7 protein-coding genes and 2 pseudogenes are annotated in these 14,085 nt (G+C 63.6%); 8 read left to right on the forward strand and 1 reads right to left on the reverse strand.

Features of this window, described 5'->3' with window-relative positions:
- Positions 1-442 precede the first annotated feature (442 nt).
- A complete protein-coding gene (locus E1J61_RS03605) occupies positions 443-5,656 on the forward strand; it encodes an AAA family ATPase (protein WP_133092768.1) in 5,214 nt (1,737 codons plus the stop codon).
- Between the two features lie 310 nt (positions 5,657-5,966).
- On the opposite strand, the gene E1J61_RS03610 is transcribed toward E1J61_RS03605, so the two are convergent.
- Positions 5,967-7,235 carry a patatin-like phospholipase family protein gene (locus E1J61_RS03610; protein ID WP_133092769.1) on the reverse strand — a complete coding sequence of 423 codons (1,269 nt, stop codon included), beginning with the start codon at positions 7,233-7,235 and terminating at the stop codon, positions 5,967-5,969.
- Positions 7,236-7,971: 736 nt separating this feature from the next.
- Here E1J61_RS03610 and E1J61_RS03615 point away from each other — a divergent pair.
- The 7 genes and pseudogenes from E1J61_RS03615 (at position 7,972) to E1J61_RS03645 (ending at position 14,083) form a co-directional block, all read left to right on the forward strand.
- Entirely contained in the window at positions 7,972-8,658 is a 687-nt protein-coding gene (locus tag E1J61_RS03615) for a hydrolase (RefSeq protein ID WP_133092770.1), read from the forward strand.
- 237 nt (positions 8,659-8,895) lie between these two features.
- Complete coding sequence (locus tag E1J61_RS03620) at positions 8,896-9,762, forward strand: alpha/beta fold hydrolase (protein ID WP_133092987.1); 867 nt, start codon at positions 8,896-8,898, stop codon at positions 9,760-9,762.
- A 6-nt stretch (positions 9,763-9,768) separates the two neighbouring features.
- Complete coding sequence (locus tag E1J61_RS03625; RefSeq protein WP_133092771.1) at positions 9,769-11,715, forward strand: amidohydrolase; 1,947 nt, start codon at positions 9,769-9,771, stop codon at positions 11,713-11,715.
- Between the two features lie 59 nt (positions 11,716-11,774).
- Positions 11,775-12,208 (forward strand): annotated as a pseudogene (locus tag E1J61_RS03630) (DoxX family protein).
- Positions 12,205-12,549: pseudogene (locus E1J61_RS03635) on the forward strand (MFS transporter); the annotation flags it as partial. The pseudogenes E1J61_RS03630 and E1J61_RS03635, both read left to right, overlap by 4 nt.
- An 84-nt stretch (positions 12,550-12,633) precedes the next feature.
- Positions 12,634-12,930 carry a XapX domain-containing protein gene (locus tag E1J61_RS03640; protein ID WP_133092988.1) on the forward strand — a complete coding sequence of 99 codons (297 nt, stop codon included), beginning with the start codon at positions 12,634-12,636 and terminating at the stop codon, positions 12,928-12,930.
- A 4-nt stretch (positions 12,931-12,934) separates the two neighbouring features.
- Positions 12,935-14,083, forward strand: coding sequence for a porin (locus E1J61_RS03645; RefSeq protein ID WP_243736755.1), 1,149 nt, complete (start codon positions 12,935-12,937; stop codon positions 14,081-14,083).
- Positions 14,084-14,085: the final 2 nt, after the last annotated feature.

A 14,085-nucleotide genomic window follows, 5' to 3' on the forward strand; every position in this document is an offset into this window, starting at 1 on the left:
CAGCCATGCGCCAAGCACAGTCGCGCTTCGCACAATGGGCGCACGCTTCGTCCTGGCTCGCTCCATCGTCCATGTGGAGGTGCGTTCTACGATCGCGAGGGCTTCGAGTCGCATAATTTCCGCGAGTGTTTGCACAATCAAAAGAGCTAAGCAATTTTGCGAGATGATTCTAGCGGTCGGATCATACGCGGAGAAGTCGACTTGCTACACCCTGCCTTTGCCAGTCGGCTTCGTGACAGCAAAAGCCTGCCAGGTTTCCAGGGCGTTGGACCAGTAGACGTATTTAAGTACTTACCGCACGGCCCGCCGAAGGCTGCCCAATCAGTCATCAACAACCATCGACTATGTGTTGACGGGGGCGATTTGATAAGATGTAGCCTCCCGGCTGCGCCTGCAAGCAAGCCGTTTTTTTGCACATTTGTTCCCGATAACGGTGCTTTCCATGTTTTTCCCGCAGGCGGGCGTACGCTCAGGCTTTGATTCCACATGGGAGGCAGGCGACCGGCTGTTTGGCCGCGGCTGGCTGATGCAGGACGATGGTCGCAAGGTGCCCGTGCTCGGTGTCTGGCCTGCCGACAAGCATTGCACGCCGGCCGCGCTTGACCGGCTTGCTCACGAATATGCGCTTCGTGACGACCTCGATGCAACTTGGGCCGCCCGCCCGTCAAGTCTGTTGTGCGAGCGCGATGCGGCAGTGCTTCTGCTGGACGATCCGGGAGGCGAGCCACTCGCCCACCTGGTGGGTGGGCCGATTGACCCGGCGACGTTTCTCGACATTGCCGTGGCCGTGACCAAGGCGGTCAGTCATCTCCATCAGCGCGGCCTGGTCCACAAGGATTTGAAGCCTGCCCATGTCCTTGTGGCTCCGGACCGCCGCCAGGTGTGGTTGCTGGGCTTCGGCATCGCGTCGCGAGTGCAGCGTAGCGCCCAACCGCGTGCGGAAATTAGTGAGATCTCCGGCACGCTGGCCTATATGTCGCCAGAACAGACAGGCCGGATGAATCGCGCCATCGACGCGCGAAGCGACCTGTACGCACTAGGCGTGATCTTCTACCAGCTGCTTACTGGTGTGCTGCCCTTCGTCGCCAGCGACCCGCTGGACTGGGTCCATGCACACCTGGCGCGCAAGCCGTGCCCGCCGGCAGAGCGCAACCCGGCCGTGCCTGCGATGCTGTCGGCGCTTGTCATGAAGCTCCTGGCGAAAGCTCCAGAGGAGCGTTATCAGACAGCCGCAGGGCTGGTGCGGGACCTGCAGCACTGCCGCCGGGCATTGTTGGCGCATGGGCAGATTGCAGCGTTCGCGCTGGGGCAACACGACCTCTCGGGCGCCTGGGAAATACCCGACCGCCTCTATGGCCGCGAGCAAGCCATGGCGACGCTGCTGGCAGCTTACGAGCGCGTGGCATGCACGGGACGCAGCGAGATGGTGACGGTCTCCGGCCATTCTGGCGTAGGCAAGACGTCGCTGATGCGGATGTTTGGTCGCGCGGTTGCCGGGCGCGGCGGGATCCATGCCGCCGGCAATTCCGATGCGCCGGGTGACGTAGCGATCGACGCGCCTGTCGATGCGGGCATACGGCTGCCCTATGCAGCGCTCGCCCGAGCAGTCAGCGGCCTGTTGCGGATCGGACTGGCAGATCACGCGGCCGACATGGCACCCTGGCGCACTGTCATCGCGGAGGCGCTGGGGCCGAACGCCGGTGCGCTTGCGCCATTGCTGCCAGAACTGCAGACGCTGCTTGGTCCGGTACCGTGGATGCGCGACACGCCCTCGCGCGAAACGGGGCCCCAAGTGCAGCTCGCGCTGCGCAACCTCGTGGCCGCCCTTGCGAGCACCGCGCGACCGCTGACGCTGTGCCTCGACGACATCCAGTGGCTCGACGACGAAAGCGTCACGCTGCTGCACCAGATGCTCACTGAGCCGGGCACAGCAGACCTGCTGGTGGTCTGCGCCTATCGCAGTCACGAGGTCGGGGACGGCCAGGGCGTGATGCAATGCGTCGATGCGTTACGCGCGGATGGTGCCGCAGTGACCCAGGTCGAGCTGGGCTGCCTCGACGAATCTAACCTGCGGCAGCTCGTCGCCGACGCGCTCCATTGCGATACCGAAACGGCTGCCGCGCTCGCGCGACTGGTGATGGAGAAGACGGCCGGCAACGCGTTTTTCGCCACGCAGTTCATCAGTGAACTATCCGACGAGGGGCTGCTGCACTTCGACCACGGCTCGGCAAGCTGGACCTGGGATCTCGGCCAGATCGCAGCCAAGGCGCTGACCGACAACGTGGTATCGCTGATGGTTGGACGGATCGACCGGCTGGCGGCCAGCACCCAATCCGCACTGGCCCTGCTCGCCTGCCTTGGCAACGACACCACAGTCGACACCTTGGCGCGCGGTTGGACCGGCGACACCGATGAACTAGAGCCCGCGGTCCGGGAGGCCGTGCGGGCGGGGCTGGTTTCGTGCAGGGAGAACGTGCTGCGCTTCTCCCACGATCGCATCCTCGAAGCGGCCTATTCGCGCATCGCCGAGCCGACGCGGCAGGCGTTCCATTTACGTGTTGGCCGACTGCTGCTGGAGCGCACGCCGTCCGACGAGGTTGACGCGAGCATCTTTACCATCGTCGGACAGTTGAACCGCGCGACCGGCAACATCGAGGCACAGGGAGAGCGCGACAGGCTCGCGGAACTAAACCTGGCCGCTGCCCTGCGTGCCAAGTCCGCATGCGCCAACACCGCGGCGCTGCGCTATCTGTCGATCGGGCTTGCACTGCTGGGCGATCACGGCTTTTCCCGGCAAGAGCCCCTTGCCTTCGCATTGACACTGCACATGGCCGAATGCGAGTTTCTCACCGGGGACTCGGCACGCGCCGAGCATCGATTGGAGGCACTGGCCGCGCGCACCTCGTCGATCACCGCGCTGGCAGTGCTGACGCAGCTCCAGCTTGGCTTGCTGATGACCGGCGGGCGCCGTGCTGAAGCGGTCACGGTAGGCCTTGCTTACCTGCAGCGTGCAGGGGTCGAATGGGCATCGCATCCCAATGCAACGGCGTTGGCGCACGAGGAGACGCTGTTTGCCCGTCAACTCGGCGGCCGCGAGATCGCCGAACTGGCCTCGCTGCCCCCGATGACGGATGCTGGCGCGCTCGCCACGATGCGCGTGCTGATTGCCCTCGTGCAGCCGGCCTGGTACACCGACGAGCATTTGCGCAGGCTTGTGCTGCTGCGCATGGTCAACCTGAGCGTGTCGCATGGCAACAGCGACGAGTCTGCTCTGGCCTATGCATGGGTGGCAATGCTGCGTGTGGCCGCGTCAACCGATGAGCCGGCCGGCGGCGCATTCGAGCGTCTGTCGATAGACGTTGCGGAACGGCGGGGCATTGATCGGATACGTGCACGCGTTTATCAAGTCGTCGGTGGGAATCTTCTGCATTGGTCCAAGCCGCTGCGGGTCGCGCGCGGCCTGCTACATCAGGCATTGGAGTTGACACAGCAAATCGGCGACCTCACCTATGCCGCGTACATCCGTAGCAACCTGATGACGCATGCGCTGGCAATCGGCGATCCGCTCGGCAGTGTTCAGCGCGAGGCCGACTCGGGCAGCGTGTTCGCATGGGGGCCGCGATTCACGCTGGTAGCAGACCGCCTTGCGCCCCAGCGCCAGCTCGTACGTACGCTGCGCGGATTGACGCCGGTCTTCGGCCGCTTCGACGCCAAGGATTTCAGCGAAACCTCGTTCGAAGCCCGGTTGCGCGGCGACGTGGGCCTGCTTCTGGTGTCATGCTGGTACTGGATACGCAAGCTTCAGGCACGCTACCTGGCTGGTGCCGCCGCAGAGGCGTTGGATGCGGCAGCTCAGGCGCATCCGCTTCTGTGGACCTCGCCAGCCTATTTCGAGCAGGCCGAATACCATTTTTACGCCGCGCTGGCACGCGCGGCGTGCTGCAATCCGGCCGTCGAAGGCGAACTGGCAGCGCACCTTCCCGCCCTGGCCGGGCACCATTGGCAGTTGGCACAATGGGCACGACGCTGTCCGGCGACGTTTGCGCACCGGGCCACGCTGGTCCAGGCGGAGATCGCGCGGCTCGAACGACGCGACATCGACGCGATGCGCGGGTACGAGTCGGCTATCGCCCTGGCACGCGAGAGCGACCTCATCCACATGCAGGCCCTGGCAAACGAGCTGGCGGCGCGCTTTTATCTGGATCGTCAACTTGATAACGTGGCGATGGTGTACTTGCGTCAGGCGCGTCACGGCTACATGCGTTGGGGTGCAGACGCCAAGGTCTGGCAGCTCGACATGCAATATCCCGCTCTGGCAGCCGAAGCGGGAGCCGCCCTTGCCTCAGCGTCGTCGATGGGCACGATTGGCGCGCCGCTCCAGCATCTGGACCTGGCCACGGTCATCGCGATCTCGGAGGCGATTTCAGGCGAGACCGGGTTGGAGCGGCTGCTGGCGACGCTGATCCGGACAGCGATCGAGCAGGCCGGCGCGACGCGCGGGCTGCTCATCTTGCCCGAAGGCGCTGAACATCGCGTGCAAGCCGAGGCTGCCGTTCGTGATGAAACGGTCATGGTGACATTGTCCGTGCGCCCGCTCGACGCGGCCGATATGCCGATGGCGATGATCGAGCACGTGCTGGATTCCCGCGAACACGTCGTCATAAACGATGGCTGCGCCAACGGAGCCTTTTCCGCTGACCCTTTTGTTAGCCAACGCCGGGCACGTTCTATGCTGTGCCTGCCGCTGCTAAATCAAGGCCGGCTGGCCGGAGTGCTTTATCTTGAAAACGCACTTGCGCCAGGCGTGTTCGTTCCGGCACGGATCGAAGTGATCAAGCTGCTGGCGTTCCAGGCGGCCAGTGCCATTGAGAACAGCCGGCTTTCCGAGCATCGCCGACGCGCAGATGAATCCCTGCGCCAGGCGCAGGCGGAGTTGGCTCACGCAAGCCGTGTCATGACACTTAATGCGTTGACAGCGTCAATCGCCCATGAGGTGAGCCAGCCCATTGCGGCATTGACCATCGAGGCGCGCGCCGCGCTACGGTGGCTCGATCGCAAGCAACCGGACGTCGGGCAGGCGGTCGCAGCGTTGGGTGCCATTGTCGAACAAGGGGAACGTGCTGGCAGCGTTATTGCGGGCATGCGTTCGATGCTGCGCAAGACCGGGCCTCAAGCGCAGCGGATCAATCTCAACGAGATGATCGCCGAGACGCTGCCGCTCTTTGCCGGCGAACTGGAGCGCACCCAAGTCATCCTGAAAACCGAACTCCTGCCTTCGCTGCCGCTGGTGTATGCCGATAAGATCCAGCTCCAGCAAGTGTTGCTGAACCTCGTGATCAATGCCGTTGAGGCAATGCGCGAGATCCTCGAGCATTCACGCGAGCTCATTGTACGCACCGCGGTCAGTCCGGCGCGTGAGGTAGTGGTCACGGTCCACGACGTCGGTGTCGGCCTGCCTGGCGATACGGAGCAGGTTTTCCAGCCCTTCTACACGACCAAAGCCGAAGGTTTGGGCATGGGCCTGTCGATCTGTCGCTCGATCCTCGAGGCGCATGGCGGGCGCCTGCACGCCTGGCCGAACCGGCCGAGGGGCGCGGTATTCGGGTTCGTTTTAAAGGCCGCCAAAACTGCGCCCGAAGAGAGTTGCGGAGTTTAGTCTTCCTAAAGAAATGCCAATCCGGCCACTCGCTTTGAACCTTTCAGACTTCGCCTCTTGCATCAAGGCGTGTGAGGCGGCGCTCGACGCGCAGAAGGGCTTCATCAAGCCCTCACCGCAGCGGGCTACCACGCTAGCGGGGTTTCGTCCCCTGGCCATCCGGTGCCATCGGGCCGGCACGCAAGCCAAGTTCGCCGGGACCCTGATGACTCAATTCGCCAGGCCCGCTCAACCCCAGGCGCCTTGGAGTCGAGATCGGCCGTGCGGATCGTGTCTCCGCTAGAGCGCCGCGGGCCGCGGGACTGCGTGACTATCGCACCGCAGTGGATTCGCGCTCGAACTCGCGGATCACCGGGTTGCCAAGAATGGCATCCCTCCCCGCCTCGATCAGGCGATCGACGTCCACCTCGGGCAGACGAAGTCTGGTCGGTATATCGTTCAGACTTGTGGCACGCTCCTTGTCAAGGGCTTCAAACGAGATCCGCGTGACGAAGAATTCGACTTCGTTGCACCGCCAGCCTGGGCGGTATGCAGCGATCTCCTGCTGCCGAGAATGTGGCATGCCACACCGATACGCCACGAGGTCGTCGCGCCACTGCTGCATCATGGGAACGAAGGCGTCATAGCTCATTCGGACGTTGGTCGCCATTGCCGCGTCGATGGCCGCGCTTGCGACTTCGATTCCGGATGGGCCACCCTGGCTTCGGTTCCAATCGCCGCGCGGGCCCTGGCCGGCGTCAACAACGATGAAAAGCAGCCGCCGCACATTGACCGCGTCGTTCTCGCTCATGGGACCGTAAGCCGTGCCCAGCAGCAGGCGCGTTTGCAAAATGGTGGCCAAGCCGTAGTTGTCGGTCACCCCGCCGTCGACCAGCTTGATGTACTTTCCCTTCGACGTGTCCCGGTGACCGCGAACGGCGGTTGCCAACGCGCCCAGCAGCAGCGATTGCCCAGGCCTCTGGGCGTGGTCAAGGTTCGGCAGCGGTGCACTACAAGCCTCGGGATATTTATGAAGGACGATCGGTGCGAAGAAGAGCGGGACCGCCATGGACGCGGCGACGGCCTCGGAAACGGGAAAGCTCGCGAGATCACTGCATAGCGCATCGAATGCCAACTGGCTGAACGGGAACGCGACCCGGTAGTAGACATTGGTGGCGTTGATCCAGACGATTGGCTTGCCGCGGCGGAACATGTCTGCGTACGTCGCGCCCTTGAACACGTCTTCGTCGAGCCATGTCCGGAGATCTTCCCGATCGTTGAGGCCCCCCGCGAAGAGGCGCGCAAGGTTGACCGGATTCAGGAGACTGAAGCGAAGTCCCGCCTCTCCGTCCTTCAAGAGCACTGATCGAAAGGTCGCCAGGCTGGCCTTGCCGTGCAGGCCGTAGTACGCAGCGGTGATGGAGCCTCCGGACACGCTGCTAATGAATGCGACATTGTCGAGCAAGGACGCGCCCCCAGGACCTCTCATGGCGTCGAGCCCCTGCAGCGCGCCGAAGGCGAAGGCTGCGGCTCGCGTGCCACCGCCGGAGAACGACATGGCGACGGTTGTCTGGCCGGCGACGTCGGTGGGTTCGCGCATGGCCGCGGTTGCGCTGCCAGCCGCGGCCTGAGGCAGATTGCGCGGAGCATTGTGAGGAAGCGACCCGCAGGCACTGAGTCCCACAAGTAGAAGCAGCATCAGAGTGCGGTAGGCCGTGCCGCAGGCGTGTCGCTCTCTTCCCGCCCCACCCATTCGCCAAGGCAGGCTGCTCTTGCGGCCAAGAGGGTGGTCATGTCGAAACTTCCACATTGGACTAGCTCAGGTACGTGCTCGGCGTGGTGGCGGCCCGCAGGTCCAGTCCACTCTGCCCGCGGCAGCCGGACATCGAGCAGAAGGCAAGTGGCCGCGTAGGTCCCCACTCACGCCAAACTGGCATGATCCCGCAAAACATTTCATCACATTGCCGGGATCCTGAACACTTATACCATGGTGTTAGTTCGGCGTGGCTCTCGGAGCCAGCTCCAGTCGGTCAGTTTGCAGGCGACCGCAGATCAGAAGTCGCACGCAGCCCCTGTCTCCCCACGCCGCAAGGGCCGGTGAAGCCAGCCCTGCTTGCAATAGCACGGCGTGGCAGCGCCGCGATGAAACCTAGGCAGCGGACGACTAATACGATCTGCCAATGGCCACGGCCGACAGCGCCGACTATTCTTGCCTCGGGTTGCGATCCGGATACAAACGCCAGTCGCGGCCCTTATGCCTGGCCGCCCCGACGCGGCTCTGTCGCGGCGGCTGGTGCCGTGGCAGCCCTACTCTCGCCCCCAACAGGAGCAACACAATGTCCAATCCCAAGCTTGAAGTCCTCACCCCGCAGAACAGCCAGCTGATCATCATCGACCACCAACCGCAAATGGCGTTCGGCGTCCAGTCGATGGACCGCCAGGCGATGAAGAACAATGTCGTCGGCCTGGCCAAGGCGGCCAAGATCTTCAGTATCCCGACGACGATCACCACCGTCGAGAGCGAGTCGTTCTCCGGTTTCACCTATCCGGAACTGCTCGACGTGTTCCCGGACCAGAAGACGCTGGAGCGTACCTCGATGAACTCGTGGGACGACCAGAAGGTGCGCGACGCGCTCAAGGCCAACGGCCGCAACAAGGTGATCGTGGCCGGCCTGTGGACCGAAGTCTGCAACACCACCTTCGCGCTGTGCGCCATGCTGGAAGGCAACTATGAGATCTACATGGTGGCTGATGCTTCGGGCGGCACCAGCAAGGAAGCGCACGACTACGCGATGCAGCGTATGGTGCAGGCCGGCGCTGTGCCGGTGACCTGGCAGCAGGTGCTGCTGGAATGGCAGCGTGACTGGGCCCACCGTGATACTTATGACGCCGTGATGAAGCTGGTCAAGGAGCATTCCGGTGCTTACGGCATGGGCGTCGACTACGCCTACACGATGGTCCATAAGGCCGCCCAGCGCACGGCCACGGGACACGAATCCATCGCCCCGGTGCCCGCACGCTAACCAGCCGGTCAAGAACACGATAGTCATCGGCCTACACATTTGCGTGCATGGGCCGATGCAACCAGCGATCTCATTCATCCAGGATTCCGAGCCAACTTTTGGCTAACCCTAATCATGCAAATAGAACACTCCGAGGAACGAAGCCACAACATCGATGCATCGCGGCGGCAACTGCTGGTAGGCAGCACTGTTGGCGCCGCGGCCGCATCGGTAGCGTCGCTTGCCGCACTGACGCCAATGGCCGCGGAAGCCGCGCCGGCCAGCGGCAGCGCCACGAAGCAGGGCCACTACGTCACGACCAAAGACGGCACCCGCATCTTCTACAAGGACTGGGGCACGGGCAGCCCGGTGGTGTTCTCGCACGGCTGGCCGCTCAATGCCGACGCCTGGGACGCCCAGATGCTCTTTCTGGTCCAGAAGGGATTCCGGGTGATCGCCCATGACCGGCGCGGCCATGGCCGTTCGGACCAGCCCGCGCAGGGCAACAACATGGACACCTACGCCGACGACCTGGCCGCGCTGCTGGACGCCCTCGACATCAAGGGCGCAACGCTGGTCGGCCACTCCACCGGCGGCGGCGAAGTGGCGCACTACATCGGCCGTCATGGGACGAAGCGCGTCGCCAAGGCGGTGCTGATTGGCGCGGTGCCGCCAATCATGCTCAAGACCGCGGCCAATCCGAACGGCCTGCCGATGGAAGTGTTCGACGGCATCCGCAAGGGCGTGGCGGAAAACCGCTCGCAGTTCTACAGGGACCTGACCACGCCGTTCTTCGGCTTCAACCGGCCCGGCGCCAAGGTTTCGCAAGGCACCATCGATGCGTTCTGGGCACAAGGCATGACCGGCGGCCTCCTGGGCCAGTACGCCTGCATCAAGGAATTCTCGGAAGTGGATTACACCGGAGACCTGAAGAAGATCACCGTGCCGACGCTGATCCTGCATGGTGACGACGACCAGATCGTGCCCATCGACAATTCGGCCCGACTGTCGGCCAAGATCGTCAAGAACGCCACGCTCAAGGTATATCCGGGTGCATCGCACGGCATGTGCGTGACCAACGCCGACCAGGTCAATGCCGACCTGCTGGCCTTCCTGAACGCATAAGCCGAGATGTCCATTACCCGTCGGCACTTCATCGCCTCGGCTGCCGCCCTCGGTGCGGCAGCCTCGTCGGAACTATTCGCCATGTCACCGAACCCGACTCCCGACCTCATTCTCGTCAACGGCAAGTTCGCCACGCTCGACCGTGCCAATCCGCAGGCCGACGCCGTGGCCATCCAGGACGGCCGCTTCGTCGGGGTGGGTACGCGCCAGGACATCATGAAGCTGGCGGGAACGCAAACCAGGGTGATCGACCTGAACGGCCGGCGGGCCATTCCCGGGCTGATTGACAGCCACATGCACATTATCCGCGGCGGCCTGAACTACAACATGGAGCTGCGCTGGGACGGCGTGCGTTCGCTGGCCGATGCGATGCGCATGCTGAAGGAGCAGGTGGCGCGCACGCCCGCGCCGCAATGGGTGCGCGTGGTGGGCGGTTTCACAGAACACCAGTTCGTGGAAAAACGTTTGCCCACCATCGAGGAACTGAATGCCGTGGCGCCCGATACCCCGGTGTTCATCCTGCACCTCTATGACCGCGCCATCCTGAACGGCGCCGCACTGCGCGCGGTCGGGTACACCAAGGACACGCCGAATCCGCCGGGTGGCGAGATCGTGCGCGACGCCCGCGGCAATCCCACCGGGCTGCTGCTGGCCAAGCCCAATGCGACCATCCTCTACGCCACGCTGGCCAAGGGCCCGAAGCTGCCGCCCGAGTACCAGAAGAACTCGACGCGCCACTTCATGCGCGAGGTGAACCGCCTGGGCGTGACCGGCGTGATCGACGCCGGCGGCGGCTACCAGAACTACCCCGAGGACTACAACGTCATTGAGGAACTGCACAAGGAAGGCCACCTGACCGTGCGCCTCGCCTACAACCTGTTCACGCAGAGGCCCAAGGAAGAGCTTAGCGACTTCAAGACCTGGACATCGACCGTCAAGCCCGGCCAGGGCGACGACCTCTACCGCCACAATGGCGCCGGCGAAATGCTGGTCTACACGGCAGCCGACTTCGAGGACTTCCGTGTCGAGCGCCCCGACATGGCGCCGTCGATGGAAGCCGATCTGGAGCCGGTTATCCGACTGCTGGCAGAGAAGCGCTGGCCGTGGCGGCTGCATGCCACCTATGACCAAACCATCTCGCGCGCGCTGGATGTCTATGAGAAGGTAGCCAAAGACATCCCGTTCAACGGCCTGAACTGGTTCTTCGACCACGCCGAGACGATTTCCGACCGCAATATCGACCGCATCGCCGCGCTCGGTGGCGGCATCGCGGTGCAGCACCGCATGGCCTATCAGGGCGAGTACTTTGTCGAGCGCTACGGCGCTCGCGCTGCCGAAGCCACGCCGCCGGTCAAGAAGATGCTGGAAAAAGGCGTGAAGGTCGGCGCCGGTACCGACGCCACCCGCGTGGCCTCGTACAACCCGTGGGTCTCGCTGTACTGGCTGACCACGGGCAAGACCGTCGGCGGCATGTCGATGTATCCACAGGCCAACCTGCTCGACCGCGAAACGGCGCTGCGCCTGTGGACCGAGGCCAACACGTGGTTCTCATCCGAAGTGGGCAAGAAGGGCCAGATCAAGGTGGGCCAGCTGGCTGACCTGGCCGTGTTGTCGGCCGACTACTTCGCCGTGCCAGGCGACGACATCCAGGACATCACGTCCGTGATGACGGTGCTGGGCGGCAAGGTGGTCTATGGCGACAACGAATTCGGCAAGCACTCGCCGGAGATTCCGCCGGCGATGCCGGACTGGTCTCCGACCCGTCATGGCAGCCAGTACCAGCCCCGCCCGACGGCCAAGGCAAAGCAGCTCGCGATGAACACCGCCTGCGGCTGCGCCAGCTCGTGCGGCGTGCATGGTCATGCTCACGCCAAGGCCTGGACATCGAGCGTGCCGACGTCGGACGAAAGCAGCTTCTGGGGGGCGCTGGGCTGCTCGTGCTGGGCGTTCTGACGTTCCCGGCCGCAAACGCATCTTGCCACCCCGCACCGTATTGTAACCGGGGACCCGCCATGCATCCCTCGTCTTCTCCGCTGGCGGCAGCCGGCAATCCGTCCTACCTGCTGCCGCGCTGGGTGCGATGGATTGGCCTGCTGCTGCTTTGCGCGGCGTATCTGCAAGGCGGGCTGGTCAAGCTGTTGGACTTCTCCAGCGCAGTGACAGAGATGCAGCACTTCGGCCTGCCGCCCGCCGTGCCGCTGGCTGCGGCGACGATTGCGCTAGAGCTTGGTGCGTCGGCAATGATCCTGACCGGCTTCTGGCACTGGCTAGGCGCAGTGGCGCTGGCGGCTTTCACGCTGACGGCCACGTTCCTGGCCAACCGGTTTTGGAGCGCCCCCCCGAGGCGCAGTTCATGATGGCTAACGCGTTCTTCGAACATCCGGGCCTGGTAGGCAGGTTCCTGCTCGTGGCGTGGGATGACCTTCGCACGCGGAGACAACCATGACGCAATCTGCCATCTCGGCGGCCAAGCCTGCGTCGGGCGGCACGTTTGCGCCGCTGGCCCAACCCACGTTTGCGGTACTGTGGGTGGCCACGATCCTCGGTCACATCGGCAGCTTCATGCGCGATGTGACCAGCGCATGGCTGGCAACCGATCTTTCCACTTCACCGGCAGCGGTCGCCACGATCCAGGCGGCTGCCAAGTTGCCCGTCTTCCTGCTTGCGATTCCGGCCGGTGCGCCCTCCGACATCCTCGCCCGGCGCCGCTTCCTGATCGTGATCCAGATTGGCCTGGCCATGGTCAGCGGCACGCTGATGCTGCTGGCGTGGCGCCAGGCGCTGAGCCGCCCCACGTGCGACACCTGCTCGGCCTGGGCTTGCCGCCGGCGTAACGTCGCAACGATTTTCTCCTCTCCAACCTTGTCTCATATGAAACTCTATCTCGTCTCCCTTGGCGCCGGCATCCTGGTCGGCATCATCTATGCATTGATGCAGGTCCGCTCACCTGCACCGCCCGCGATTGCTTTGATCGGGCTGCTGGGCATGCTGATTGGCGAGCAGGTGGTGCCGCCGGTCAAGCGCATGCTGGCGGGCGAGCCAGTCACCATTGCATGGTTCCGCGGCGAATGCGTCCCGAAGATTACGGGTACACCGCCGCCCAATGCGGACACGAACGTTGAAACGTCGGCATCCCTTCCCGCGCGTAGCCAGGAAGGGAACCAGTAACGGCATGAGTAGTTTCCGAAACCAACCCGATGCACTTACTGGCCGTACTAACGCAATCTCGCCCCGGCGCATTCACTTCGCCCTGGCTGCGTCTTTGTCCGCGGCCGCGGCACCTGCCGTGGCGGACAACAACGTCGCGATCTATGGCCGCCTGAACACGGCAATCGAGTATGCGACCGTGACCACCGCAACCGACGGCACCATGTTGGGCAATACGGCGCGCCTCACGAATAACCGCTCCGTGTTCGGCATGCGGGGCGAGGAACAGTTGGCGAATGGCATCAAGGCGATCTGGCAAATCGAAAGCGCCCTGGCGATTGATAACGGCACGGGGCAAATCGCCGCGCGAGATACCCGGCTCGGCCTTCAGAGCCCGTATGGCACCCTCTTCGTGGGCAACTGGGACACACCATACACAAGTGCAACCAAGAGCTACGACCCGTATTACCCCACCACTGCAGGTTACATGGCGCTGATAGGCAATGGCGCTGCGTCAACCAGCGACAATGTCCAGAACACCAGTTCGTTTGATCGGCGGCAGAAAAACTCGTTGCACTACCAGTCGCCGTCGTGGCACGGCTTGCGCGGCGCCATCGCCTGGGGACTGCCGGAAGAAAAGACAACGGTGCCGCGCAATCCCGCGCTGTATTCCTTTGCCATCGCCTATGACCGCGGCAACCTGAACCTGACGCTTGCCTATGAAATCCACCAGCACTATCAGACCAGCGGACGCAACGACGACGCAATGAAAGCTGGAATTTCCTACCAGTTCCCGTCGACGCGCATCAGTGCCCTGTATGAACGCCTGCACTATCGTACCGCCACTGGAGACCTTACGCGCAATGGCTACTATGTCTCGCTGATACAGCAGCTTGGCACCGGTAGCATACGCGCCGGCTTCGCCTTTGTCGGCAATGGCACCGGCACGGCTACGGAAACGATTGGATCCGTCCGCAGTGGTTCGGAGACCGGCGCATTTCAGGTAACCGTCGGCTATGACTATCCCCTTTCCAAACGAACCGCGCTATACGCTTACTACAGCCGCATCAACAACCGCAGTAACGCGAGCTATGACTTCGCCATCAACAACATCGGCATCAAGGCTGGCGCCGACCCGCAGACGTTCGCCATTGCGATGCGGCACAGCTTCTGACC

Origin of the sequence: Cupriavidus sp. L7L (assembly GCF_004353535.1) — a bacterium.
In the GTDB taxonomy this organism is placed as follows: domain Bacteria; phylum Pseudomonadota; class Gammaproteobacteria; order Burkholderiales; family Burkholderiaceae; genus Cupriavidus; species Cupriavidus oxalaticus_A.